This window comes from Enterobacter cloacae complex sp. S1, assembly GCF_014930525.1.
Lineage (GTDB): Bacteria > Pseudomonadota > Gammaproteobacteria > Enterobacterales > Enterobacteriaceae > Enterobacter > Enterobacter hormaechei_C.
The window spans coordinates 129,082-155,043 of the sequence record NZ_JADBRE010000023.1 but is presented as its reverse complement, the minus strand read 5'-3'; the positions used below and the strand labels follow the sequence as shown (position 1 = coordinate 155,043).

At 56.5% G+C, this 25,962-nt stretch carries 19 protein-coding genes; 17 read left to right on the top strand and 2 right to left on the bottom strand.

Going from position 1 to position 25,962, the window contains the following annotated elements:
- Positions 1-283 precede the first annotated feature (283 nt).
- The 17 genes from IM290_RS16210 (at position 284) to IM290_RS16130 (ending at position 24,595) form a co-directional block, all read left to right on the top strand.
- A complete protein-coding gene (locus tag IM290_RS16210) occupies positions 284-5,236 on the top strand; it encodes an alpha-2-macroglobulin (protein WP_193042360.1) in 4,953 nt (1,650 codons plus the stop codon).
- Position 5,237: 1 nt separating this feature from the next.
- Complete coding sequence (pbpC, locus tag IM290_RS16205; RefSeq protein WP_045347558.1) at positions 5,238-7,565, top strand: peptidoglycan glycosyltransferase PbpC; 2,328 nt, start codon at positions 5,238-5,240, stop codon at positions 7,563-7,565.
- Positions 7,566-7,653: 88 nt separating this feature from the next.
- Positions 7,654-10,032 (top strand): DMSO/selenate family reductase complex A subunit, encoded by a 2,379-nt coding sequence (locus tag IM290_RS16200; RefSeq protein WP_045347560.1) that lies wholly within the window; start codon positions 7,654-7,656, stop codon positions 10,030-10,032.
- A complete protein-coding gene (locus IM290_RS16195; RefSeq protein ID WP_015572168.1) occupies positions 10,029-10,658 on the top strand; it encodes a DMSO/selenate family reductase complex B subunit in 630 nt (209 codons plus the stop codon). Before IM290_RS16200 ends, IM290_RS16195 begins: the two co-directional genes overlap by 4 nt.
- Positions 10,651-11,430, top strand: coding sequence for a DmsC/YnfH family molybdoenzyme membrane anchor subunit (locus tag IM290_RS16190; protein WP_193042359.1), 780 nt, complete (start codon positions 10,651-10,653; stop codon positions 11,428-11,430). Before IM290_RS16195 ends, IM290_RS16190 begins: the two co-directional genes overlap by 8 nt.
- Entirely contained in the window at positions 11,430-12,305 is an 876-nt protein-coding gene (locus IM290_RS16185; RefSeq protein WP_193042358.1) for a 4Fe-4S binding protein, read from the top strand. The genes IM290_RS16190 and IM290_RS16185 overlap by 1 nt, the downstream gene beginning before the upstream one ends.
- Positions 12,306-12,429: 124 nt before the next feature.
- Positions 12,430-12,861 carry a nucleoside-diphosphate kinase gene (gene ndk, locus IM290_RS16180; RefSeq protein WP_003860625.1) on the top strand — a complete coding sequence of 144 codons (432 nt, stop codon included), beginning with the start codon at positions 12,430-12,432 and terminating at the stop codon, positions 12,859-12,861.
- Positions 12,862-13,008: 147 nt separating this feature from the next.
- On the top strand, positions 13,009-14,175 hold the full coding sequence (locus tag IM290_RS16175; protein WP_193042357.1) for a bifunctional tRNA (adenosine(37)-C2)-methyltransferase TrmG/ribosomal RNA large subunit methyltransferase RlmN: 1,167 nt from the start codon (positions 13,009-13,011) through the stop codon (positions 14,173-14,175).
- A gap of 291 nt (positions 14,176-14,466) precedes the next feature.
- A complete protein-coding gene (rodZ, locus tag IM290_RS16170) occupies positions 14,467-15,477 on the top strand; it encodes a cytoskeleton protein RodZ (RefSeq protein WP_032649072.1) in 1,011 nt (336 codons plus the stop codon).
- A gap of 26 nt (positions 15,478-15,503) precedes the next feature.
- On the top strand, positions 15,504-16,622 hold the full coding sequence (gene ispG / locus IM290_RS16165) for a flavodoxin-dependent (E)-4-hydroxy-3-methylbut-2-enyl-diphosphate synthase (RefSeq protein ID WP_017383528.1): 1,119 nt from the start codon (positions 15,504-15,506) through the stop codon (positions 16,620-16,622).
- Between the two features lie 81 nt (positions 16,623-16,703).
- A complete protein-coding gene (hisS, locus tag IM290_RS16160) occupies positions 16,704-17,978 on the top strand; it encodes a histidine--tRNA ligase (RefSeq protein WP_022649001.1) in 1,275 nt (424 codons plus the stop codon).
- 13 nt (positions 17,979-17,991) lie between these two features.
- A complete protein-coding gene (locus IM290_RS16155) occupies positions 17,992-18,612 on the top strand; it encodes a YfgM family protein (RefSeq protein ID WP_193042356.1) in 621 nt (206 codons plus the stop codon).
- Positions 18,613-18,622: 10 nt separating this feature from the next.
- Complete coding sequence (gene bamB, locus IM290_RS16150) at positions 18,623-19,801, top strand: outer membrane protein assembly factor BamB (protein ID WP_017383525.1); 1,179 nt, start codon at positions 18,623-18,625, stop codon at positions 19,799-19,801.
- 112 nt (positions 19,802-19,913) lie between these two features.
- Positions 19,914-21,386 carry a ribosome biogenesis GTPase Der gene (gene der, locus IM290_RS16145; protein ID WP_022648998.1) on the top strand — a complete coding sequence of 491 codons (1,473 nt, stop codon included), beginning with the start codon at positions 19,914-19,916 and terminating at the stop codon, positions 21,384-21,386.
- A 299-nt stretch (positions 21,387-21,685) separates the two neighbouring features.
- A complete protein-coding gene (locus IM290_RS16140) occupies positions 21,686-23,227 on the top strand; it encodes a peptide MFS transporter (RefSeq protein ID WP_015572174.1) in 1,542 nt (513 codons plus the stop codon).
- Positions 23,228-23,288: 61 nt separating this feature from the next.
- On the top strand, positions 23,289-24,323 hold the full coding sequence (locus IM290_RS16135; protein ID WP_193042355.1) for a Gfo/Idh/MocA family oxidoreductase: 1,035 nt from the start codon (positions 23,289-23,291) through the stop codon (positions 24,321-24,323).
- A 50-nt stretch (positions 24,324-24,373) separates the two neighbouring features.
- On the top strand, positions 24,374-24,595 hold the full coding sequence (locus IM290_RS16130; protein ID WP_015572176.1) for a zinc ribbon domain-containing protein: 222 nt from the start codon (positions 24,374-24,376) through the stop codon (positions 24,593-24,595).
- Here IM290_RS16130 and IM290_RS16125 read toward each other — a convergent pair.
- Both IM290_RS16125 and IM290_RS16120 read right to left on the bottom strand, forming a co-directional pair.
- Complete coding sequence (locus IM290_RS16125) at positions 24,592-24,942, bottom strand: protealysin inhibitor emfourin (RefSeq protein ID WP_006811517.1); 351 nt, start codon at positions 24,940-24,942, stop codon at positions 24,592-24,594. The two genes, IM290_RS16130 and IM290_RS16125, sit on opposite strands and share 4 nt — an antisense overlap.
- Entirely contained in the window at positions 24,943-25,962 is a 1,020-nt protein-coding gene (locus IM290_RS16120) for a M4 family metallopeptidase (RefSeq protein WP_193042354.1), read from the bottom strand.

Here is a 25,962-nt window from a genome sequence, read left to right as displayed (position 1 = left end):
TTTCTCTCTTATTGAACCGCGCACTCGGGGTGCGTCATGGTCATAAAACTAGCAGGCCTGATGCGAGCTTATCCAGCTATCTTCTTGTTTTAAAAACAAATGACGCGAAAGGTAACATGTTACGTTATGCGCTGTGATCGCCGTTCCATCACGGTGTGGCTGCGTGATGCCATTCTGCGAGGTGCTTTCCAGATTATAAAATTGGACTTTTTGTATTAACGAAACTTGCGGATAATACTTAACCGGACGATGACCAACAGGCCCCTCAGGCCAGGGACACAGGATGAAACCGTTTCGCTTAGCTGCGATCTCTCTCGCGCTGCTCACCACCTTTACGCTTGTCGGCTGTGATAACAGCGACGACAAACCTCAGGCCGCTGCCCCCGCAGCGTCTACTGCATCAGAACAGAAAACCCCGGCAAAACCGGATCCTGAAAAGCTGGCTAAGCTGGCCGCGCAGAGTCAGGGCAAGGCGTTGACGCTGCTGGATGCCTCTGAAGTGCAACTCGACGGCGCTGCGACGCTGGTTCTGACCTTCTCTGTACCGCTGGATCCCAGCCAGAATTTTGCGAAAACGGTGCATGTGGTGGATAAAAAAAGCGGCAAAGTGGACGGCGCCTGGGAACTGGCCCCCAATCTGAAAGAGCTGCGCCTGCGCCATCTGGAGCCGAATCGTAATCTGGTCGTCACCGTCGAACGTAATTTGCTGGCGCTGAACAAAGCGACATTCGGCATTGACTATGAAAAAGCAATCACCACCCGGGATGTTGAACCGACGGTCGGATTCGCCAGCCGCGGATCGCTGCTGCCGGGTAAAGTGGTGGAAGGGTTGCCGGTGATGGCGCTCAACGTCAACAATGTGGACGTGAACTTCTATCGCGTGAAGTCGGAGTCGCTGGCCTCGTTTGTCAGCCAGTGGGAGTACCGTAACTCGCTGACCAACTGGGAATCTGACAACCTGCTGAAGATGGCGGAACTGGTTTACACCGGCCGTTTCGACCTCAACCCGGCGCGCAATACGCGTGAAAAATTGCTCCTGCCGCTCAAAGATATTAAGCCGCTCCAGCAGTCTGGCGTCTATATCGCCGTGATGAACCAGGCTGGTCACTATAACTACAGTAACGCCGCGACGCTCTTTACCCTGAGCGATATCGGGCTCTCCGCTCACCGCTATCATAACCGCCTGGACATCTTCACCCAGAGTCTTGAAAACGGTGCGGCGCAGTCAGGCGTGACCATTACCCTTCTGAACGATAAAGGGCAGACCCTGGCCGAGGCGAACAGCGACGCCGATGGTCATGCGAAACTGGAAACCGATAAAGAAGCCGCGCTGATCCTGGCCAGTAAAGATGGCCAGACGACGCTTCTCGACCTCAAACTTCCGGCGCTCGATCTGGCGGAGTTTGATATCGCCGGTAACCCGGGTTACAGCAAACAGTTCTTTATGTTTGGCCCGCGCGATCTCTATCGTCCGGGTGAAACGGTGATCCTGAACGGCCTGCTTCGCGACAGCGATGGCAAACCGCTTCCCGATCAACCGGTAAAACTTGACGTGCTGCGCCCGGACGGACAGGTGGCGCGTACGGTCGTTGTGCAACCTGAGAAAGGCCTTTATCGCTTCAACTATCCGCTCGATAGCGGCGCCCAGACCGGCATGTGGCATATTCGCGCTAATACGGGCGATAACCAGCAGCGCATGTGGGATTTCCACGTCGAAGATTTTATGCCTGAGCGTATGGCGCTGAATCTGACCGGGCAAAAAACGCCGGTTTCCCCGCAGGATAATGTCGACTTTAACGTTGCTGGCTATTACCTGTATGGCGCGCCGGCTAACGGCAATTCTCTGCAAGGCCAGCTTTTCCTGCGTCCGCTACGTGACGCGGTGCCTGCGCTGCCTGGCTTCCAGTTCGGTGATATTGCCGAGGAGAACCTGAGCCGCAGCCTGGATGAAGTGCAGCTTACGCTGGACGAACAGGGGCGTGGGCAGGTTACCACCGAAAGCCAGTGGAAAGAGGCGCACTCGCCGCTGCAACTGATTTTGCAGGCCAGCCTGCTGGAATCAGGTGGGCGTCCGGTAACGCGACGCGCCGAGCAGGCTATCTGGCCTGCGGCTGAACTTCCGGGGATCCGCCCACAGTTCGCCAGCAAGGCCGTTTACGACTACCGTACCGATACCACCGTCAATCAGCCGATTGTCGATGAAAACGGCAACGCCAGCTTTGACATCGTCTATGCCGATGCCAGCGGGACGAAAAAAGCGGTATCTGGTTTGCAGGTGCGTCTGATCCGTGAGCGTCGCGACTACTTCTGGAACTGGTCCGAGAGTGAGGGCTGGCAGTCTCAGTTTGATCAAAAAGATCTGGTTGAGGGCGAGCAGGAGCTAAACCTCAAGGCCGATGAAACCGGTAAAGTCACCTTCCCGGTGGAGTGGGGCTCATACCGTCTGGAAGTGAAAGCCCCTGATGACATGGTCAGCAGCGTGCGCTTCTGGGCGGGGTACAGCTGGCAGGATAACAGCGATGGCACGGGCGCTGCTCGCCCGGATCGTGTGACGCTGAAACTGGACAAGCCATCCTATCAGCCAGGCGATACCATCAACCTGCATATTGCAGCGCCGGCCGCAGGCAAGGGCTATGCAATGATCGAATCCAGCGAAGGACCGCTGTGGTGGAAAGAGATCGACGTGCCAGCAAACGGTCTGGATCTCGCCATTCCGGTGGATAAGGACTGGAAACGTCACGATCTCTACCTCAGCACGCTGGTGGTTCGTCCTGGCGATAAATCCAAATCCGCCACGCCAAAACGGGCGGTTGGCCTGCTGCATCTGCCAATGGGGGACGAAAATCGTCGCCTGAACATCGCACTGGATAACCCGCAAAAAATGCGTCCGAACCAGACGCTTTCTGTGAAAGTGAAAGCCAGCGTAAAAGAGGGGGCTGTGCCACAGAAGGTGAACGTGCTGGTCTCGGCTGTCGATAGCGGCGTGCTGAACATTACCGACTACGTCACACCGGATCCGTGGGAAGCTTTCTTCGGCCAGAAGCGCTATGGCGCGGACATCTATGATGTTTACGGCCAGGTGATTGAAGGTCAGGGACGTCTGGCCGCAATGCGCTTTGGCGGAGACGGCGATGAACTGAAACGCGGCGGTAAGCCACCGGTGAACCATGTCACCATAATTGCCCAGCAGGCGCAGCCGGTTACGCTTGATGCCAACGGCGAAGGCACCATCACGCTGCCGATTGGCGATTTCAACGGCGAACTGCGTCTGATGGCGCAGGCCTGGACGGAAGACGATTTCGGCAGCAGCGAAAGCAAAATCATTGTGGCGGCTCCGATTATCACCGAGCTTATTACGCCGCGATTCCTCGCAAGTGGCGATACCTCCCGCCTGACGCTGGACCTGACTAACCTGACGGACCAGCCGCAAACGCTGAACATTGCGTTAACCGCAACCGGTAAGTTGTCGCTCGAAGGTGCTCAGCCAGAGCCGGTTAAGCTGCCGCCTGGCGCACGTAGCACCCTGTTTATTCCGGTGCGCGCCCTGGAAGGCTATGGTGATGGTGAAGTGACTGCTCAGGTGTCGGGGCTTCAGCTCCCTGGTGAGACGTTTGCGCCGCAGCAGAAGAGCTGGAAAATTGGCGTGCGTCCCGCATTCCCGGCGCAAACGGTGAATACGGGCACGATGCTGAACCCTGGCGAATCCTGGAGTGCCCCAGCACAGCATATCAACGGTTTCTCGCCTGCCACGCTACAAGGGCAACTATTGCTCAGTGGTAAACCACCTTTAAATCTGGCGCGCTACATTCGTGAACTTCAGGCTTATCCATACGGATGTCTTGAGCAGACCACCAGCGGCCTGTTCCCGTCGCTTTACACCAACGCGGCACAACTTAAGGCACTGGGTATTAAGGGCGCTACCGACGATAAACGCCGTGCGGCCATTGATATCGGGATCTCCCGTCTGCTGCAAATGCAGCGTGACGATGGCGGTTTTGCCTTGTGGGATAAAAAAGGCCCGGAAGAGTACTGGCTGACCGCCTATGTCACGGACTTCCTGGTGCGGGCAGGGGAGCAGGGTTACAGCGTGCCTTCCGAGGCAGTGAATAACGCCAACAGCCGACTGTTGCGCTATTTACAGGATCCGGGGATGATGTCCATCCGCTACAGCGACGACACCCAGGCCAGCAAATTTGCTGTTCAGGCGTACGCTTCGCTGGTGCTGGCTCGTCAGCAAAAAGCGCCGCTCGGTGCGCTGCGTGAAATCTGGGAGCGCCACGCTCAGGCTGCTTCCGGGCTTCCGTTGATGCAGCTGGGCATGGCACTCAAACTGATGGGGGATGCACCGCGCAGCCAGCAGGCGCAGGATCTGGCTCTCAAAACTCCCCGTAACGACAGCCGAAACTGGATGGCGGATTACGGCAGCCAGCTGCGTGATAATGCCCTGATGCTCTCCCTGCTGGAAGAGTACAAGCTGCTGCCGGATGCGCAAAACAGGCTGCTGAACGCGTTATCTGAAGACGCGTTCAGCCAGCGCTGGCTGTCTACCCAGGAGAGCAATGCGCTGTTCCTGGCTGGACGTTCACTGCAAACCTTGTCAGGCGCGTGGCAGGCAACGACCAGCCTCTCTGAACAGACCCAGAGCAGTGATAAAGCGCAGGTAGAAAACCTGAACGGCGATCAGCTTGGTGCGTTGCAGGTGACAAATTCCGGCACTACGCCGCTGTGGGTACGACTGGACACGACTGGCTATCCGGAGTATGCGCCTCAGCCATCCTCTAATGTCTTGCAGATTGAACGTCATATCCTGGCGACAGACGGCAGCAGCAAGTCGCTCTCTTCTCTGAAGAGCGGTGAGCTGGTTCTGGTGTGGCTGGAGGTGAAGGCCAGCCAGAACGTGCCGGATGCGCTGGTGGTGGATCTGCTCCCGGCAGGTCTGGAGCTGGAAAACCAGAATCTGGCGAGCAGCAGCGCCAGCTTGCAGGACAGCGGCAGTGAAGTGCAAAACCTGCTGAATCAGATGCAACAGTCTGATATTCAGCACATGGAATTCCGCGACGATCGCTTTGTGGCCGCGGTGCCGGTCAATGAAGGTCAGCCGGTCACGCTGGTTTACCTGGCCCGTGCCGTTACGCCGGGAACCTACCAGGTGCCTGTTCCGATGGTCGAGTCCATGTACGTTCCGCAGTGGCGGGCAACGGGGGCGGCCAGTGGCCCGCTGATCGTTGTTCCGTAAGATGCGGATAGCACGCCTGATTCGCTCCCGCTGGCTGTGGCTGGCGGGAGCGCTTCTCGTTTCAGGGGGGCTGATTGTCGTCGCTGACCGCGTGTGGCCGTTGCCCCTGAAAGAGGTCAACCCAGCGCGAGTGGTGGTGGATGAGCAGGGTGTTCCGCTGTGGCGTTTTGCCGACAGCGAAGGCATCTGGCGCTATCCGGTTACCATTGAAGAGGTTTCCCCACGCTATCTTGAGGCGCTGATCCAGTATGAAGATCGCTGGTTCTGGGATCACCCGGGCGTCAATCCGCTTTCTGTACTGCGTGCCGCCTGGCAGGATCTCACCTCCGGGAGAGTGGTTTCCGGCGGGAGCACGCTTACCATGCAGGTGGCGCGCCTGCTGGATCCGCATCCGCGTACCTTTGGCGGTAAAATTCGTCAGCTGTGGCGGGCGATGCAGCTGGAGTGGCATCTCTCCAAGCGTGAAATCCTGACGCTGTATCTTAACCGTGCCCCGTTTGGCGGCACGTTGCAGGGCGTGGGCGCGGCAAGCTGGACTTACCTTGGCAAACCGCCGTCTCAGCTGAGCTATTCCGACGCGGCGCTGCTGGCAGTGCTGCCGCAGGCACCCAGCCGTTTGCGCCCGGATCGCTGGCCGGAACGTGCCGAAGCGGCGCGGAACAAAGTGCTCGACCGTATGCTGACTCAGGGCGTTTGGTCTGAGAAGCAGGTGAAAGAGTCCCGTGAAGAGCCGGTCTGGCTGGCTCCCCGGCAGATGCCGCAGCTGGCGCCGCTCTTTTCCCGCATGATGCTGAGTAAAAGTCGTGACACAAAAATAGTCACCACGCTGGATGCAGCTTTGCAACGACAGCTTGAAGAGCTGGCAATGAACTGGAAATCACGCCTGCCCGCCCGCAGTTCGCTGGCGATGATCGTCGTGGATCATACATCCATGAAAGTGCGTGGCTGGGTAGGCTCGGTAGATATCAATGATGACAGCCGTTTCAGCCACGTGGATATGGTCAATGCGATCCGATCGCCGGGATCGGTCCTCAAGCCATTCATCTATGGCATGGCGCTGGACGATGGTCTGATCCATCCCGCTTCGTTATTACAGGATGTGCCAAGAAAAACGGGGGATTATCGTCCCGGCAACTTTGACAGCGGCTTCCATGGGCCGGTCAGTATGAGCGAAGCCCTGGTGCGTTCCCTCAACCTGCCTGCGGTGCAGGTTCTGGAAGCGTACGGCCCAAAACGTTTTGCCGGAATGCTGAGCAACGCGGGATTACCGCTCATTCTGCCTGCGGGGGCACAGCCCAACCTCTCTCTGATCCTGGGGGGCGCAGGCGCACGCCTGGCTGATATCGCTGCCGCCTATAGCGCCTTTGCGCGTCAGGGTAAGGCGGGCCGGCTGCGTTTACAGCCGGGCGATCCGCTGATCGAACGTCCGCTGTTATCGCAGGGGGCGGCGTGGATCATTCGTCGCATTCTCGCAAATGAAGCACAGCCCCTGCCGGACAGTGCGTTGCCCCAGGTTGCGCCGCTGGCGTGGAAAACGGGCACCAGCTATGGCTACCGGGATGCCTGGGCCATCGGCCTGAACGCCCGGTATGTCATTGGAATCTGGACCGGACGCCCGGACGGCACGCCCGTTGCCGGGCAGTTTGGTTTCGCCAGCGCGGTACCGCTCCTGAATCAGGTCAATAACATGCTTCAGTCCCGCTCGATGGTGGATGAAGCGCGCCTGCCGCGCGATCCGCGTCCTGCAAGCGTAGGACGGGGCGTGATTTGCTGGCCGGGGGGCCAGTCCCTGCCTGAAGGGAGCGAAAACTGTCGGCGTCGGCTGTCAACCTGGCTGCTGGAAGGCAGTGAACCGCCTACGCTACTGCTGCCGGAACAGGAAGGTATTCGCGGGATCCGTTTCCCGGTCTGGCTGGATAAAGAAGGCAAGCGCGTTGCGGCGGATTGTCCTGATGCGACAGAGAAAGTGCTGGATGTCTGGCCGCTGCCGCTGGAGCCCTGGCTGCCTGCTGCTGAAAAACGGGCTGCTCGTCTCCCCGCCCGTTCAGCGGTTTGCCCTCCGCTGGATAACCATAATGCGGCGCCGATGATGTTGTCAGGCGTCAGAGAAGGGGCGGTAATTAAACGTCTTCCGGGTGAGAAAAATATGACCCTCAACGTTTCAACCAGCGGCGGGGAGGGACAACGATGGTGGTTTTTGAATGGCGAACCGCTGGACGGGCATCAGAAGAATTATTCACTGCAATTATATTTGCCGGGTAAATATCAATTAATTGTATTAGATGAAACAGGACAAACGGCGACAGTGAATTTTGAATTAGATCGCTAAGTATTACCCCTCAAGAATTAGCTTGATAATTATCAATATTCGTTCCTGAAAAAAAACGAGAATGCGTTTTTATTTGAAGGAACGAGCAATGAAAAAAAATAAACATCAGGGAGAAGGGCTTATTCCCGCCATATCCCGGCGTCAGTTTATTCAGGCAGGGTCGGCGCTCGCCGCCCTGCCGTTTGTCGTCAAAACCGGCAAAGTACAGGCACAGGGCGCGGCGGTTTCAGACGCTACGCCTGAAGAAAAAGTGGTGCAAACCTGTAGTACGTTTGACTGCGGCGGGAAGTGTGATATTCGTGCTCACGTCAGTGATGGCGTTGTGACCCGAATTTCAACGCGTCCGGATAACGCGCTGGATCCGCAGATGCCAGTAATGCGCGCCTGCGTTCGTGGTCGGGCTTATCGGAAATTTGTTTATCACCCCGATCGACTGAAATATCCAATGAAACGCGTAGGTAAACGTGGCGAAGGAAAATTCGAGCGTATTACCTGGGATGAAGCCACCACCCTCATTGCGAATCAATTAAAAACTATTACGCAAAAATACGGTGCTGCGTCACGCTATGTTCATGTGGGCACCGCGGTGTCCGGCGGGACCTTTTCTGGCGATAAAATGGTTCGTCGTCTGCTCAACTTAACCGGCGGCTATCTCGAAAGCTATCACTCGGTCAGTATGGGTAACACGGCGGCGGCAACGCCGTATACCTATGGCACCGCCGCCAGCGGCAGCTCTCTGGACACGCTACTGGACACCAAACTGGTCATTCTCTGGGGGCATAACCCGACGGAAACAATCTTCGGGCACAGCAACCACTTCTACCAGAAGATGAAGCAAAACGGCACGCGCTTCATTGTTGTCGACCCACGCTATTCCGATACGGTTTCCTCCCTTGCCGATCAGTGGATCCCATTGCTTCCTGCCACGGACAACGCCCTGATGGACGCGATGATGTATGTGATCGTCACGGAGAATCTGCACGATCGCGACTTTATTCAACGCTACACCCTGGGCTTTGACGAAGACGCCATGCCAGAGGGCGTTCCGGCCAATGAATCCCTGATGGCTTACCTGAGCGGTGCAAAGGATGGCGTGGCGAAAACGCCTGAGTGGGCAGAGAAAATCACCCACGTGCCTGCACAAACTATTCGTCAGCTGGCGCGTGACTACGCAACCACCAAACCCGCCGCGCTGATCCAGGGCTGGGGACCGCAGCGTCACAACTGCGGCGAGCGCACCGCGCGCGGCTCGACAATACTGGCCACGCTAACGGGTAACGTCGGGGTGAAAGGCGGCTGGGCAGCAGGCTATGGCGGCTGCGCAAACCGCAAATTTGCGGCCGGGCCAGAGATGCCGGACAACCCGGTCAACGCCAAAATTTCGGTCATGAACTGGGTGCAGGCCGCGGATGATGCTTCTAAGGTAACCGCGGAAGATGGCCTGAAAGACGCTGAGAAGCTGGACAGCAATATCCGCATCCTGTTCTCGCTGGCGGGCAATTATCTGGCTAACCAGAACCCGGACCTTCATCAGGCAACCCGTGTCCTGGAAGACGAGTCGAAAATCGAGTTTATCGTCGCAAGCGATCTGTTTATGACGCCGAGCGCCAGATACGCCGACCTGCTTTTGCCGGAAACCAGCTTCATGGAACGCTGGAATATCGGCGAAACCTGGGGCACGGCAAGCTATCTGATCCTGTCAGAGAAGCTGATTGAACCTGAATTTGAACGCCGTTCAGACTACGACTGGCTGCGGGAGGTCGCTGCTAAGCTTGGCGTCGAGCCAGCGTTCAGCGAGGGCCGTGACGAAAAAGCGTGGATTGAGCACATCTGGGAGCAGACGCGGCTGTCCATGCCGGATGAAAACCTGCCGGACTTCGCGACGCTACAGAAGACGCGTCAGCATCTTTTCAAAAGCGCGCCGTACGTTGCCTTTGAAGACAACATTCGCGATCCGCAGAATCATCCGTTCCCGACGCCGTCCGGAAAAATTGAGATCTTCTCGAAGCGTCTGTACGACATGCAGCACCCGGAAATCCCGGCGCTGTCGCACTACGTGCCTGCCCATGAAGGGCCGGAAGACGAGCTGGTCAAAACCTTCCCGCTCCAGCTGATCACCTGGAAAGGGAAAAACCGCGCTAACTCCACCCAGTACGCCAACCCGTGGTTAATTGAGGCGCAGCAGCAAAAGCTGTGGATCAACCCGCAGGATGCGCAAAAGCGCGGCATTGCGCAGGGGGATACCGTGCGTATTCATAACGCGCGCGGCATTTGTGAGATCCCGGCGGAGGTCACGCCGCGCATCATTCCAGGCGTGGTGGCCATGCAGGCAGGCGCCTGGTGGCAGCCGGACGCGCAGGGTATCGATAAAGGCGGCTGCGCGAACGTGCTCAGTTCCGCCCGTATTACCGCGCTTGCGAAAGGGAATTCCCATCAAACCATGCTGGTGGAGGTAGCTAAAGCATGAGTCAGTTTAAACATTACGCACCGGTGAGCGACAAACAGCTGGGTTTTTATATCGACTCTTCTCGCTGCTCGGGCTGCAAGGCATGCCAGGTGGCGTGCAAAGATAAAAACAACCTTGAGGTCGGACGTCGTTTCCGTCGCGTTTATGAAGTCAACGGCGGGAGTTTTATCCCGACCGGGCAGGGCGGCGTCAGCAACAACGTTTTTGCCTACACGCTCTCTATTTCCTGTAACCACTGCGCAGACCCTGTCTGCACCAAAAACTGTCCAACCACCGCGATGCATAAGCGTCCGGGGGACGGCATTGTGCGCGTTGATACTGATAAGTGCGTCGGCTGCGGCTACTGCGCATGGTCTTGCCCTTACGGCGCGCCACAGCTCAACGAGCAGACCGGGCAGATGTCCAAATGTGATTTCTGCGTGGATCTCCAGGCGAAGGGAGAGCAGCCCGTCTGTGTGGCAACCTGTCCACTCGAAGCGATTAAATTCGGGCCGATTGATGAACTGCGGGCGAAGTATGGTGCGGTCTGTGATGTGAAAGGCCTGCCTGATTCCTCCATCACCAAACCAAACCTGGTGATCAAAGCGCATCAGGGCGCAGAGAAAGAGGGGAAACGTCATGCATGAGTTACCGCTGCTGATTTTTACGCTGTTCCTGCAAGGATCGGTTGGCGTTACGCTGTGGCTGGCGTTCGGAAGCACGCAACGCAGCGCGCTGCTGCCGGCAGCCGGAGCGTTTGTGCTGGCGAGTCTGGGGCTGCTCGCCTCCGCGCTGCACATGGGCTATCCGCTTAATGCTCTTAACGCGCTGCGCCACGTATCCAGCTCCTGGCTGAGTCGTGAGATTATCTTTGCCAGTCTTTATCTTGCGGCGCTTGGCTTCGCAACGCTGCTGATGTTTGTCAAAAAGCCAGGCTGGAAGCCACTGTTGGTTGTGGCAGGTCTGGTTGGTTTAGTCGACGTGTTCTGCATGGCGCAGATCTACATGCACGCATCCGTGGTGACATGGCAGCACGTTAACACGCTGGTGCTGTTTTTCGGTTCGGTGGGGATTATCGGTTCAGCCTGCATGGCCGTTGGGACGCGTTCCCAGACTACCGTGCGTGCGGCGGTTGTCATTATTACGCTGGTGGTGCTTGTGCGTCTGGTGATGCAGCCCGTCTGGCTGGCAGATATTACGGCTATGGACAACACCGTGGTGACGTTCCCTCACGCATCGCTACAGATGCTGGAGCAACTGCGAACCGTTCATCTGCTGAGCTGGTGCGTATCCGTTGCGGGTATGCTGTGCTTTGCTGCGGGCGGTCTGAAAGCGGCGCGATCTCCCATGCTGCTGGGAAGCGCATTGCTGATTGTCGGTGAGCTGATGCTGCGCTTCGTTTTCTTCAGTATTGGCTGATGGGCGGATTGACCTTTGCCCCGGCGATGGACGTGACGCATGCGTGCGTGCGTCGCCGTTTTCGCCACGCTTCCTGCCTCGCCTGCGCGGACGTCTGTCCTGTGCAGGCTTTTTCTTTTACCGACTCAAGCGTCTCGGTTGATGACAGCCGCTGTATTGAATGCGGTGACTGCCTGTTCGTCTGCCCCGCTGAGGCCATCACCGGCATCACGCCGCGAAAACGCTTTCTGTGTGGCGATACGCTTGTTGGGCCGTTTACTGACCGTGCGCCAGGGGTGAATGAGCTTCTGCTGTGGCACGCGCATTACCACGTTCGTTTTATCAGTATCGACGCGGAGCAGAATCCTGACTGGTTGCTGGCGATTGCCCGGCTGAATCTGGCGCTTCGCCGACGCGGTGAAGCGGCGTGGGCGTTTAAATATATACCCGTCAACGAGGTTAATACCGCCCGGCGTGTGCTGATGCACGTTCCCCGAGAGGATGTCCAGGCCTGTAGCGTCGTGCCCGGTCAGCGTGAACTGCGCAGGGCGTTTTCTGCGTTTAGCGAGGCAGAGATAACTCTCGATACCGAATCCTGCGTACTGTGCGGCGCGTGCTGGCGGAGTTGTACGGAAAACGCGATTCGGTTTGAGAACGCTGAACTGGTCGTGGAAACCGGACGCTGTACGGGGTGCGGCGGCTGCGAAGCGGTATGCCAGCATGCGGCGATAAACGTGACGCAAACAGACGGGGTAGGGAAAAGCGTGACCATACCGGCATATGAAGCCGTTTGCCTGACGTGCCACCGTCATTTCTGGTCATTTACGTCTGATGAAAAGCAGTGTCCGCTCTGTTTTCATCATCAACACGGTATGCGAAATACGAGCTGTTGCTAATCTTCGTCTCATTTTAAAAAAATGTTATGCATAACCATAGGCAATGGCGCTATTGCTCTTTATAATCCGCGCCACACCATACTCAGGTATGCAAAAACAACAGAACATTTTACAGAGGTTATCAATGGCTATTGAACGTACTTTTTCCATCATCAAACCAAACGCGGTGGCAAAAAACGTTATTGGCAGCATCTTCGCTCGCTTTGAATCAGCAGGGTTTAAGATCGTTGGCACCAAAATGCTGCACCTGACCGTTGAGCAGGCTCGCGGTTTTTACGCTGAGCACGAAGGTCGCCCATTCTTTGATGGTCTGGTCGAGTTCATGACCTCTGGCCCAATCGTGGTATCCGTACTGGAAGGCGAAAACGCGGTACAGCGTCACCGCGATCTGCTGGGTGCAACCAACCCGGACAACGCGCTGGCAGGTACTCTGCGCGCCGACTATGCAGACAGCTTCACCGAGAACGGCACCCACGGTTCCGACTCTGTTGAATCTGCTGCGCGCGAAATCGCGTTCTTCTTCGCTGAAGGCGAAGTGTGCCCGCGCACTCGCTAATAATTTCGTAAATGCCGCGTGCAAACGTGGCATCCCTGCGCCAGACTTTGTACAATGCAACGCCCCGGACGAGCAGACTGCTTACCGGGGCGTTTCTTTTCAACCCACCAAGGGCCACAACGTGTAACAACGAGGCCGGAAAAAATTATGTCTGAATTAGTGAATACCTCCGAAGTCGCCATTCCTGCGGTTCCCAATAAAAATGGAAAAATTAACCTGCTGGACCTGAACCGTCAGCAGATGCGCGAGTTCTTTAAAGAGATGGGCGAGAAGCCATTTCGTGCCGATCAGGTCATGAAATGGATGTACCACTATTGCAGCGACAACTTTGATGACATGACGGACATCAACAAAGTGCTGCGCAATAAGCTTAAAGAAGTGGCGGAAATCCGCGCACCGGAAGTGGTGGAAGAGCAGCGCTCTTCAGATGGCACCATCAAGTGGGCCATTGCCGTTGGCGATCAGCGCGTTGAAACCGTGTATATCCCGGAAGACGATCGCGCCACGCTGTGCGTCTCTTCTCAGGTGGGCTGTGCGTTGGAGTGCAAATTCTGCTCTACGGCGCAGCAGGGCTTTAACCGTAACCTGCGCGTGTCGGAAATCATTGGCCAGGTCTGGCGTGCCGCGAAAATCGTGGGCGCGGCGAAAGTCACCGGTACACGTCCAATCACCAACGTGGTGATGATGGGGATGGGTGAACCGCTGCTCAACCTGACCAACGTCGTTCCGGCGATGGAAATTATGCTCGACGATTTCGGTTTTGGTCTGTCCAAGCGCCGCGTTACGCTCTCTACTTCCGGCGTTGTGCCTGCGCTGGACAAACTGGGCGACATGATTGACGTTGCGCTGGCCATCTCCCTTCACGCGCCAAACGACGCCATCCGTGACGAAATTGTGCCGATCAACAAAAAGTACAATATCGAAACCTTCCTGGCTGGCGTGCGCCGTTACCTGGAGAAATCCAATGCCAACCAGGGCCGCGTGACCATTGAATACGTGATGCTGGATCATGTTAACGACGGAACCGAACATGCACATGAGCTGGCTGAACTGCTGAAAGATACGCCATGTAAGATCAACCTGATCCCATGGAACCCGTTCCCGGGCGCGCCGTATGGCCGTAGCTCGAACAGCCGTATCGATCGCTTCTCAAAAGTGCTGATGGAGTATGGTTTCACCACCATCGTTCGTAAAACGCGTGGCGATGATATCGACGCAGCCTGTGGTCAGCTGGCGGGTGACGTTATTGACCGTACCAAACGTACGCTGCGTAAGCGCATGCAGGGTGAGTCAATCGCGGTCAAATCCGTTTGATTATTATGCAGACACGGCGCGTTTTTTGCGCCGTGAAGCATTAATTTACTGAATATTCAGTCACAATCATTATGACTGATTAATAATTACGGTGCGTTTCATACGACTTTCGGGCAGTATGTAACGACGTAACAACAGTTTAGCGTGAAGGCCTGCCAGCGCTGTCATCTGCGGCCCGACAGTCTTATACTGTTTGTTCCAGGTTAACTGACCTAAAGTTTCGCGGTGCGGGTGGCATTGTGACTCACCGGCACCTGAACCCTTATTTTCACGTACCAGTAGTTGTAGCGAATGAATACTGAAGCCACTCACGATCAAAATGCAGCACTCTCCACTGGCGTTCGTCTTCGCAACGCCCGTGAACAACTCGGACTCAGCCAGCAAGCCGTTGCAGAACGCCTGTGCCTGAAGGTTTCCACCGTTCGCGATATTGAAGAAGATAAGGCACCCGCCGATCTGGCTTCAACATTTCTGCGCGGTTATATCCGTTCTTACGCCAAACTGGTTCATATCCCTGAAGACGAATTACTGCCGATGATGGAGAAGCAGGCGCCTGTGCGTGCGGCAAAAGTTGCGCCGATGCAGAGCTTCTCTCTGGGTAAACGTCGTAAAAAACGCGATGGCTGGCTGATGAGCTTTACCTGGCTGGTCCTGTTCGTGGTTGTCGGCCTGACGGGCGCATGGTGGTGGCAAAACCACAAAGCGCAGCAGGAAGAGATCACGACGATGGCCGATCAGTCCTCCGCTGAGCTCAATCAGTCTGGTAATAACGGCGCGCAAAGCGTGCCGCTGAGCACCGAAGGAGCTGCGACCTCCAGCGAACCTCAGGCGGCAGCAAGCAGCACGCCTGCAACCGAGCCAGCGACGACGCCAGAAGCGACGGCGAATACCGCACCAGCCACCCAGGCCCAGGATCAGAACGCGGTCGTATCACCTTCACAGGCCAATGTTGATACCGCCCCTGCGGCAACGGCACCGGCAGATAACACCGCGGCGTCACTGCCAACTGACCCGGCGGGTACGGCGGCACCTGCCGTTGACCCGAATGCGCTGGTGATGAATTTCACGGCGGATTGCTGGCTGGAAGTGACTGATGCGACAGGTAAAAAGCTGTTCAGCGGCCTGCAACGTAAAGATGGCACGTTAAATCTAACGGGCCAGGCACCTTACAAGCTTAAAATCGGCGCACCGGCAGCGGTACAGATCCAGTATCAAGGAAAACCTGTCGATCTGAGCCGCTTTATCAGAACTAACCAGGTTGCGCGTCTTACCGTTAATGCCGAACAATCAGCAGCACAGTAACAGACGGGCAATGCGGGAGATTTTACATGCATAACCAGGCTCCTATTCAACGTAGAAAATCGAAACGGATTTACGTTGGGAACGTGCCAGTCGGCGATGGGGCGCCTATCGCCGTCCAGTCGATGACCAATACGCGTACTACGGATGTAGAAGCGACGGTCAATCAAATCAAAGCATTAGAACGCGTAGGCGCGGACATTGTTCGCGTCTCTGTACCGACCATGGATGCCGCCGAGGCGTTCAAACTGATCAAGCAGCAGGTGAGCGTTCCGCTGGTAGCCGATATTCACTTCGATTACCGTATCGCGCTGAAAGTCGCTGAATACGGTGTCGATTGCCTGCGTATTAACCCAGGCAACATCGGCAACGAAGAGCGCATTCGCATGGTGGTTGACTGCGCCCGCGACAAAAATATTCCAATCCGTATCGGCGTGAACGCTGGCTCTCTGGAAAAAGATCTCCAGGAAAAGTACGGTGAGCCGACGCCGCAGGCGCTGCTCGAATCCGCAATGCGTCACGTCGATCATCTGGATCGCCTTAACTTCGATCAGTTTAAAGTGAGCGTGAAAGCGTCTGACGTCTTCCTGGCCGTTGAATCGTATCGTCTGCTGGCAAAACAGATCGATCAGCCGCTCCACCTTGGGATCACCGAGGCGGGCGGTCTGCGCAGCGGTTCGGTAAAATCGGCGATTGGTCTCGGCCTGCTGCTCTCTGAAGGCATCGGCGACACGTTACGCGTCTCCCTGGCCGCCGATCCGGTGGAAGAGATCAAAGTCGGTTTCGACATCCTGAAATCACTGCGTATCCGCGCGCGTGGGATCAACTTCATTGCCTGCCCAACCTGTTCACGTCAGGAGTTTGACGTGATCGGCACCGTGAATGCTCTGGAGCAGCGCCTGGAAGACATCATTACCCCGATGGACGTTTCCATCATCGGCTGCGTGGTGAACGGTCCGGGTGAAGCGCTGGTGTCCACGCTGGGCGTGACCGGCGGTAACAAGAAAAGTGGTCTCTATGAAGATGGCGTTCGTAAAGATCGTCTGGATAATAGTGATATGATCGACCAGCTCGAAGCCCGGATTCGCGCGAAAGCGACGATGATGGACGAAGCGAAGCGCATCAGCGTTCAGCAGGTTGAAAAATAACGTGATGGGAAGCAGGCTGCTTCCCATGTATGATTGAACCCATTCTTTGGGTTCTTTTTTGTATATAGAAAGAGAATAAACGTGGCAAAAAACATTCAAGCCATCCGCGGCATGAACGATTATCTGCCTGGCGAAACCGCCATCTGGCAGCGCATTGAAGGCACACTGAAGCAGGTGCTCGGCAGCTACGGTTACAGCGAAATTCGTTTGCCGATTGTAGAGCAGACCCCGTTATTCAAACGCGCGATCGGCGAAGTAACCGACGTGGTTGAAAAAGAGATGTACACCTTTGAGGATCGCAACGGCGACAGCCTGACCCTGCGTCCTGAGGGGACGGCGGGTTGCGTACGCGCCGGCATCGAACATGGTCTCCTGTACAATCAGGAGCAGCGCCTGTGGTATATCGGCCCGATGTTCCGCCACGAACGTCCGCAAAAAGGCCGCTACCGTCAGTTCAACCAGCTTGGCGTGGAAGTGTTTGGTCTGCAAGGACCAGATATCGATGCTGAACTGATTATGCTTACTGCCCGCTGGTGGCGTGCGCTCGGTATTTCTGAGCACGTTTCCCTGGAGCTGAACTCTATCGGTTCTCTGGAAGCGCGTGCGAACTATCGCGATGCGCTGGTGGCGTTCCTGGAACAGCACAAAGAGAAGCTCGACGAAGACTGTAAGCGTCGTATGTACAGCAACCCGCTGCGCGTACTCGATTCCAAAAATCCTGACGTACAGGCGCTGCTGAACGATGCGCCAGCGCTGGGTGACTACCTGGATGAGGATTCCCGCGAACACTTTGCCGGCCTGTGCAAGCTGCTTGAAGCGGCGGGCATTGCTTATACCGTTAACCAGCGTCTGGTGCGCGGTCTGGACTACTACAACCGCACCGTATTTGAGTGGGTCACCACCAGCCTCGGTTCGCAGGGCACCGTCTGTGCCGGCGGTCGTTATGACGGTCTGGTCGAACAACTGGGTGGTCGCGCAGCACCGGCTGTAGGCTTCGCGATGGGCCTTGAGCGACTTGTTTTGCTGGTTCAGGCAGTTAATCCGGAATTTAAAGCCGATCCTGTTGTCGATATATACCTGGTGGCCTCAGGTGCGGATACGCAGTCTGCGGCGATGCAGCTTGCCGAACGCGTGCGCGATGCGCTGCCGGACGTTAAGCTGATGACCAACCACGGCGGCGGCAACTTTAAAAAACAGTTTGCTCGTGCCGATAAGTGGGGCGCAAGTATCGCACTGGTGCTGGGTGAGTCCGAAGTGGCCAACGGCGAAGTGGTAGTCAAAGACCTGCGCTCTGGTGAGCAAACTACGGTAACGCAGGATGGCGTTGCGGCGCACTTGCGCACTCTATTGGGCTAAGGAGAAGGACTGCGTGGAAATTTACGAGAACGAACACGACCAGGTTGATGCGGTTAAGCGCTTCTTTACTGAAAACGGCAAGGCACTGGTTGTAGGGGTTATTTTAGGTGTTGGTGCGCTGGTAGGCTGGCGTTACTGGAACAATCATCAGGCTGACTCTGCTCGCGGTTCGTCCCTGAACTACGAAAATACCGTTAGCGCAATCCGTGCCGATCAGCCGCAAACGTTGACGGCTGCGGAGAAATTTGCCGCTGACAACAAAAACACCTACGGCGCGCTGGCTGCGCTGGAAGTGGCTCAGCAGTATGTTGATAAAAACGAACTGGACAAAGCCGCTGCGCAACTGTCTCAGGGGCTTGCTGCTGCCAGTGACGAAAATCTGAAAGCGGTGATCAATCTGCGTCTGGCGCGTATCCAGGTTCAGCAGAAAAAAGCCGACGACGCGCTGAAAACGCTTGATACCATCAAAGGCGAAGGCTTTGCCGCTATTGTTGCCGATCTTCGCGGTGAAGCACTGCTGAGTAAAGGTGATAAAGCGGGCGCGCGTAAAGCGTGGCAAGCTGGCGTGGATAGTAAAGCTTCACCTGCGCTGAGCGAAATGATGCAGATGAAAATAAATAATTTGTCCGTCTGAGAGGGACCCAATGCAATTGCGTAAATTACTTCTGCCAGGACTGCTTTCTGTTACGTTATTGAGTGGTTGTTCACTGTTCAGTGGCGAAGAAGACGTTGTTAAAATGTCCCCGCTGCCGACGGTTGAAAACCAGTTCACCCCATCCACCGCCTGGGACACCTCCGTGGGAGATGGTATTGGCGATTTTTATTCCAACCTGCACCCGGCATTTGCTGACGGCGTTGTCTATGCGGCCGATCGCAAAGGCACCGTTAAAGCGCTGAACGCTGATGACGGAAAAGAAGTGTGGTCCATTAACCTGGCGGAAAAAGACGGCTGGTTCTCCCGTAAACCTGCACTGCTTTCTGGCGGCCTGACCGTTGCCGGCGGTCATGTCTATGTGGGCAGCGAAAAAGCGCAGGTTTACGCGCTGAATGCCAGCGACGGTTCGGTTGCATGGCAGACCACCGTTGCCGGTGAATCCTTGTCGCGTCCGGTTGTCAGCGACGGCCTGGTGCTGATCCATACCAGCAACGGCCAGTTGCAGGCGCTGAACGAAGCCGATGGTCTGGTAAAATGGACGGTTAACCTGGATATGCCAGCGCTGTCTCTGCGTGGCGAATCTGCTCCGGCGACCGCCTTTGGCGCCGCCATTGTGGGCGGTGACAACGGCCGTGTCAGCGCGGTACTGATGCAGCAGGGCCAGATGATCTGGCAGCAGCGTATTTCCCAGGCGACCGGTTCAACTGAAATTGACCGTCTGAGTGACGTGGACACCACGCCAGTTATCGTCGACGGTGTGGTTTACGCGCTGGCGTACAACGGCAACCTGACGGCGCTGGACCTGCGTAGCGGCCAGATCATGTGGAAACGTGAGCTGGGTTCCGTGAACGATTTCATCGTCGACGGCAACCGTATTTATATGGTGGATCAGAACGACCGTCTGCTGGCGCTGAGCACCGAAGGTGGCGTGACGCTGTGGACGCAGAGCGATCTGCTGCACCGTCTGCTGACCGCACCGGCACTGTATAACGGCAGCCTGGTGGTGGGCGACAGCGAAGGCTATATGCACTGGATCGATCCAGAGAATGGTCGCTTCGTGGCACAGCAGAAAGTGGATAGCTCAGGCTTCCTGACGGAGCCCGTTGTGGCTGACGGCAAACTGCTGATTCAGGCAAAAGACGGCACGCTGTACGCGATCACGCGTTAATTACACGGCGGTTGTAGTATACTAAACGGCTCCTGTTCACTCAGGAGCCGTTTTGACATTTTTAAAAACGCTGCGAAAGCGACGTTATTTTGAATTTTATGAGGCTTCAAACATGGTACCTGTGGTCGCGCTTGTCGGGCGCCCTAACGTTGGAAAATCCACTCTTTTTAACCGTTTAACACGCACCCGTGATGCGCTGGTTGCGGATTTCCCGGGGCTGACGCGTGACCGTAAGTACGGTCGTGCAGAGGTGGAAGGACGCGAGTTCATCTGTATCGATACCGGGGGTATTGACGGTACGGAAGACGGCGTAGAAACCCGCATGGCAGAGCAATCTCTGCTGGCTATCGAAGAAGCGGATGTGGTTCTGTTTATGGTGGATGCTCGCGCTGGCCTGATGCCCGCGGATTCTGCTATCGCTAAACATCTGCGTTCACGCGAAAAGCCTACCTTCCTGGTGGCGAACAAAACTGACGGCATCGATGCCGATCAGGCTGTTGCGGATTTCTGGTCTTTAGGCCTGGGCGATATTTATCCTATCGCGGCCTCGCATGGTCGTGGCGTTACCAGCCTGCTGGAAACCGTTCTGCTGCCGTGGGTAGATGAAGTGAACCCGCCGGAAGAGGTGGACGAGGACGCTGAATACTGGGCGCAGTTTGAAGCCGGAGAGGAAGGCGAGGAAGAGCCGGAAGACGACTTCAACCCGCAGGATCTGCCTATCAAGCTGGCTATCGTGGGTCGCCCAAACGTAGGTAAGTCTACGCTTACTAACCGTATTCTCGGTGAAGAGCGCGTGGTGGTTTACGACATGCCAGGCACAACGCGTGACAGCATTTACATTCCAATGCAGCGCGATGAACGTGAGTACGTACTTATCGACACCGCAGGGGTGCGTAAGCGCGGGAAAATCACCGATGTGGTGGAAAAATTCTCGGTGATCAAAACCCTTCAGGCGATTGAAGACGCCAACGTGGTGCTGCTGGTCATCGACGCACGTGAAGGTATCTCCGATCAGGATCTCTCTCTGCTCGGCTTTATCCTCAATAGTGGGCGCTCGCTGGTTATCGTCGTCAACAAGTGGGACGGTTTGAGCAATGAAGTGCGCGAGCAGGTGAAAGAGACGCTGGACTTCCGTCTGGGCTTTATCGACTTTGCCCGCGTTCACTTCATCTCTGCCCTGCACGGGAGTGGTGTTGGCAACCTGTTCGAATCCGTTCGTGAAGCCTATGACAGCTCTACCCGCCGTCAGAGCACGGCGATGCTGACCCGTATCATGAACATGGCTGCTGAAGACCACCAGCCGCCGCTGGTGCGCGGTCGTCGCGTGAAGCTGAAATATGCTCACGCCGGGGGGTATAACCCGCCTATCGTGGTGATCCACGGTAACCAGGTGAAGGATCTGCCGGACTCCTACAAACGCTACCTGATGAACTACTTCCGCAAGTCGCTGGACGTGATGGGTACGCCTATCCGTATTCAGTTCAAGGAAGGGGAGAACCCGTTTGCGAATAAACGCAACACCCTGACGCCGAACCAGATGCGTAAGCGTAAGCGTTTGATTAAGCACATTAAGAAAAGCAAATAATTCTTACCGAACTCACTAAAACCCGCGCCTGTCGCGGGTTTTTTTCGCCCATTCAAAAGGCCTGCCTTCCCTGTGTGATGTCAATCACTATTCGCTTTTAACCATGTTTATATCTAAGAAAGTAGACAATCATCGAATTTTCGTCTTAAAGTCCAGGGTTCGGTACTAGACAAAACTAGCGCCTGGTTATCAAATGGTTAACCAACATTTCGCCGCATGTAAAAAATCGATCGGATACGTAACCGTTCGGCGTACATGCTGGTGTTTACAAGCACGACACATACCTTTTCGGGAGAATTATGCAATCCTCTGTTAATCAAAAAGAGAGCCGAACCTTCTTCGGCCATCCTTATCCGCTCGGTTCTCTGTTCTTCACCGAGATGTGGGAGCGTTTTTCGTTTTACGGTATTCGCCCGCTACTGATTCTGTTTATGGCCGCCACCGTGTATGACGGCGGAATGGGCCTGGCGCGTGAAAACGCCTCGGCGATTGTCGGCATCTTTGCCGGCACCATGTACCTCGCTGCGCTGCCGGGCGGCTGGCTGGCGGATAACTGGCTCGGCCAGCAGCGGGCCGTCTGGTACGGTTCGATTTTGATTGCGCTCGGGCACCTGTCGATCGCCCTGTCGGCCATCATGGGCGACAACCTGTTCTTCATCGGCCTGATGTTTATCGTGCTCGGCTCCGGCCTGTTCAAGACCTGTATCTCGGTCATGGTCGGCACCCTGTATAAAAAAGGCGATGCGCGTCGTGACGGCGGTTTCTCGCTGTTCTATATGGGCATCAACATGGGCTCGTTCATTGCCCCTCTGATTTCCGGCTGGCTGATTAAAACCCACGGCTGGCACTGGGGCTTTGGTATCGGTGGTATCGGGATGCTGGTCGCCCTGATTATCTTCCGCGTGTTTGCCGTTCCGGCCATGAAGCGCTACGACAGTGAAGTCGGTCTGGACTCCACCTGGAACAGTCCGGTAGTGAAACGTAACGGCGTGGGTGCCTGGCTGCTGGCGCTGGCTGTGGGTGTTGCAATCATCGTAACGTTGATTGCCCAGGGCGTGATTGTGATTAATCCGGTCGCGGTCGCCAGCGTGCTGGTGTATGTGATTGCCGCCTCCGTCGCGCTCTACTTCATTTATCTGTTCATCTTCGCCGGGCTGAACCGGAAAGAGCGCGCAAGGCTGCTGGTGTGCTTTATTCTGCTGGTCTCCGCCGCGTTCTTCTGGTCCGCGTTCGAGCAGAAGCCAACCTCCTTCAACCTGTTCGCCAACGACTACACTAACCGCATGATCGGTGATTTTGAGATCCCGGCGGTGTGGTTCCAGTCGATTAATGCCCTGTTCATCATTCTGCTGGCCCCGGTATTTAGCTGGGCATGGCCGAAGCTGGCGAGCAAAAACATTCGTCCGAGCAGCATCACCAAGTTCGTAATCGGTATTCTGTGCGCGGCGGCGGGCTTTGGCCTGATGATGCTGGCGGCGCAGAACGTGCTGAGCAACGGTGGGGCGGGCGTGTCGCCGTTCTGGCTGGTGGGCAGCATTCTGATGCTCACCCTTGGCGAGCTGTGCCTGAGCCCGATTGGTCTGGCGACCATGACCCTGCTGGCGCCGGAGAGAATGCGCGGCCAGATGATGGGCCTGTGGTTCTGCGCCAGTGCGCTGGGTAACCTGGCTGCGGGGCTGATTGGTGGTCACGTGAAGGCCGACCAGCTGGATATGCTGCCAGACCTCTTTGCCCGTTGCTCCATTGCGCTGCTGATTTGTGCTGCGGTGCTGATCGTCCTCATTGTTCCGGTGCGCCGCATGCTGGAAAATGCGCAGACTAAACCGGCCGCTAACGCCTGATAAGCCTCGACCTTGCCGGGGTGGCGTTATGCCCCGGCAATTGACTTAACGAGGTAAGAACATGCTGTTAGGGTTTGTTGGGCTTGGTGCTGTGGTTGAAACGGCTTACTTACCGGCAATACGAAATCTTTTTCCTGATACTCCGCGCTGTTTAGGTTTTGATATTTACCCCGAGAAGCAGCCTGAAGGGGTCACACGTTGCGCGTCGCTCGGTGAACTTCTTTCCCACCCGCTGGATACCCTGTTTATCGCCACTTCCTCCCTGTACCATCTCGAGGTGCTTGAGCAGGCGCTGGCCTCACCCGCGTCGCGTATTGTGGTAGAAAAACCGATTGTCGCCACGCTGCCCCAAATTGAAAAACTGAAAGCGCTGCTGGCTCAACCGGGAGCCGCCGACCGCGTGCTGGCGCTCGATCACTGGATGGCGCGTCTCGATAGCGTAAAGCAATCACTGGTCGCTCATGTTTCTGACATCGTCAAAATCGAAGGCTTTTTGCAGGAGCCAAGCGGGTATAACGCTGAAGGAGAGCCCATTGCGCTCAACTTCGCCACCGGCGAGCCAGACGCGCGAACGCTTCGCCATCCAGATGGTGTGATTCTGGATATCGGTACGCACGTGCTGGCGATGCTGCGTGAAACGGTGCGTTACCTGGGCGGCAGTGACGATATGACGTTGCAGGTGGTGACAGCAAAAGACCGCCTGGGCCGCGAAATCGCAACGGGCGATCTGACCACGGCGGAAGGCGAGGCGCATTTGCAGGGAAGCATCAGCGGCGTGCCGGTGGACATCTGGCTTAACAAATACGCGGGGCCTGCGGGCGGGCAAAAGGGATTACGCTTCTATTTGCGCGACGGGCGCATCGTCAGCCACGACCGACGCGGCGCAGAAGATGTGCTGGAGCTGATTAAGGGTAAAGAAATTCAGCGCTGGCATATTCCCGGTACGATCTACGGGCATTGCCTTGCGGAGCATATTCTGGGGGCAAAAAGTCTCTTTGAACGGGATCCGCACGAGGTGAGCCGCACGACGCGCCGCAGGGTCGAGGAGGTGACGCTGCTGCTGACCTTACAGCAACAGTTGCGTGGCCCGCACTGAACACGACGTGGTAAAATTATCGCAGACCTGAACGCTTTGAAGGAGTCACCATGACGATTACCTGCCCGGATTGCCAGACACCGCTGGAGCCCCTGAACGGGGTAGCGCACTGCGAAAGTTGTAATAAAGATATCGCGCTCGAAGCCCGCTGCCCGGAGTGTCATCAGCCACTCCAGGTACTAAAAGCCTGCGGTGCGGTGGACTATTTTTGCCAGAACGGCCACGGTCTTATCTCTAAAAAACGCGTGGAGTTTGTTCGGGCCGAAGGTTAATCGCACACGCAGCCTTCACCTTTCTGCCACAGTTCCACCAGCGACTCGGGTGCTTCCTGCTCGGGTACCAGCACGATGATATCGGCGTAGTGCGCCTGATTTTGGCCGGTCCAGATAATCTGGATGCGGAAATAGCGCTGGTCACCGCTGCCGGGGGAAGAGGCTTGCCCGGGCGGCTGGCCGCGCGGGAAAGCCTGCTCAAGAATGCTCACCAGGCGCTGGCGCTGGGCCTCATTAAGCGAGGAGAGCGCAATGGTGCGCTGGCCGCTCAGCTTAGGGATAAAGGCGACGCCGCCTTCCCGGGCCAGCTCAACCACGGCGTCATCCGTCAGTTCCGGAACCTGCATTTACAGTACTCCCACCTGTTCCCAGGCTTGTTTAATGGCCGCCCCAACGTCGCTACCGGAGCGTTTCTCGCCGTGCGCGATCGTCAGTTTTGCAAAGGCATCAAAATCCGCATCCTGCGCCAGGTTGCGATCGCAAACCGTGTCGTACCAGGCATAACCCGCTTTTTCCCAGGCGTAGCCACCGATCGCCGTTGCGGCCAGGTAAAACGCGCGGTTGGGGATGCCGGAGTTAAGATGCACGCCGCCGTTATCCTCGCGCGTTTTGATGAAGTCTTTCATGTGCGCGGGCTGCGGGTCTTTGCCGAGCAGCGGATCGTCGTAGGCGGTACCGGGTTCAGACATGGAACGTAGCCCTTTCCCGTTGATACCCTCCGCCAGCAGACCCTCGCCAATCAGCCAGTCTGCCCGATCGGCGGTTTGCTTAAGATGGTATTGCTTCACCAGCGAGCCAAACACGTCTGACAGCGACTCGTTTAGCGCGCCCGACTGTTCAAAATAAATCAGCCCGGCTTCGGTCTCGGTCACGCCGTGGCTCAGCTCATGCGCCACCACGTCGATGGCAATGGTGAAGCGGTTGAAGATTTCTCCGTCACCGTCGCCAAAGACCATCTGCTGGCCGTTCCAGAAGGCGTTCTGATATTCCCGGCCATAGTGCACGGTGCCGGTTAGGATCAGCCCTTTGTTATCGAGCGAATTGCGCTGATATTCTTTCCAGAAGAAATCATGGGTGATACCCAGATAATCGTACGCTTCATCCACCGCCACATCGCCGTTGGAGGGCTGGCCTTCATAGCGCACCTGGGTACCCGGCAGCTCCTGGGTCTGTTTCGCATCGTAGATGTCACGCTCAAGCTGACCGGCTTTATTCACATGCGGCGCGGCGGGTTTGCCCGGCATATGGGCCATCAGCGTCTGGACGTGGGTTAAGGTCTGACGGGCGCAGCGCTGCTGCGGCTCAGAACCGCTTTCGATAATACGGCGAAGAATATACGGAGGGATGACGCTATGAAGATGGGGCAT

Coding starts and splice junctions, on each gene's coding strand:
- IM290_RS16210 (WP_193042360.1), top strand. CDS start 284: ATGAAACCGTTTCGCTTAGCTGCGATCTCTCTCGCGCTGCTCACCACC.
- pbpC (WP_045347558.1), top strand. CDS start 5,238: ATGCGGATAGCACGCCTGATTCGCTCCCGCTGGCTGTGGCTGGCGGGA.
- IM290_RS16200 (WP_045347560.1), top strand. CDS start 7,654: ATGAAAAAAAATAAACATCAGGGAGAAGGGCTTATTCCCGCCATATCC.
- IM290_RS16195 (WP_015572168.1), top strand. CDS start 10,029: ATGAGTCAGTTTAAACATTACGCACCGGTGAGCGACAAACAGCTGGGT.
- IM290_RS16190 (WP_193042359.1), top strand. CDS start 10,651: ATGCATGAGTTACCGCTGCTGATTTTTACGCTGTTCCTGCAAGGATCG.
- IM290_RS16185 (WP_193042358.1), top strand. CDS start 11,430: ATGGGCGGATTGACCTTTGCCCCGGCGATGGACGTGACGCATGCGTGC.
- ndk (WP_003860625.1), top strand. CDS start 12,430: ATGGCTATTGAACGTACTTTTTCCATCATCAAACCAAACGCGGTGGCA.
- IM290_RS16175 (WP_193042357.1), top strand. CDS start 13,009: ATGTCTGAATTAGTGAATACCTCCGAAGTCGCCATTCCTGCGGTTCCC.
- rodZ (WP_032649072.1), top strand. CDS start 14,467: ATGAATACTGAAGCCACTCACGATCAAAATGCAGCACTCTCCACTGGC.
- ispG (WP_017383528.1), top strand. CDS start 15,504: ATGCATAACCAGGCTCCTATTCAACGTAGAAAATCGAAACGGATTTAC.
- bamB (WP_017383525.1), top strand. CDS start 18,623: ATGCAATTGCGTAAATTACTTCTGCCAGGACTGCTTTCTGTTACGTTA.
- der (WP_022648998.1), top strand. CDS start 19,914: ATGGTACCTGTGGTCGCGCTTGTCGGGCGCCCTAACGTTGGAAAATCC.
- IM290_RS16140 (WP_015572174.1), top strand. CDS start 21,686: ATGCAATCCTCTGTTAATCAAAAAGAGAGCCGAACCTTCTTCGGCCAT.
- IM290_RS16135 (WP_193042355.1), top strand. CDS start 23,289: ATGCTGTTAGGGTTTGTTGGGCTTGGTGCTGTGGTTGAAACGGCTTAC.
- IM290_RS16130 (WP_015572176.1), top strand. CDS start 24,374: ATGACGATTACCTGCCCGGATTGCCAGACACCGCTGGAGCCCCTGAAC.
- IM290_RS16125 (WP_006811517.1), bottom strand. CDS start 24,942: ATGCAGGTTCCGGAACTGACGGATGACGCCGTGGTTGAGCTGGCCCGG.
- IM290_RS16120 (WP_193042354.1), bottom strand. CDS start 25,962: ATGCCCCATCTTCATAGCGTCATCCCTCCGTATATTCTTCGCCGTATT.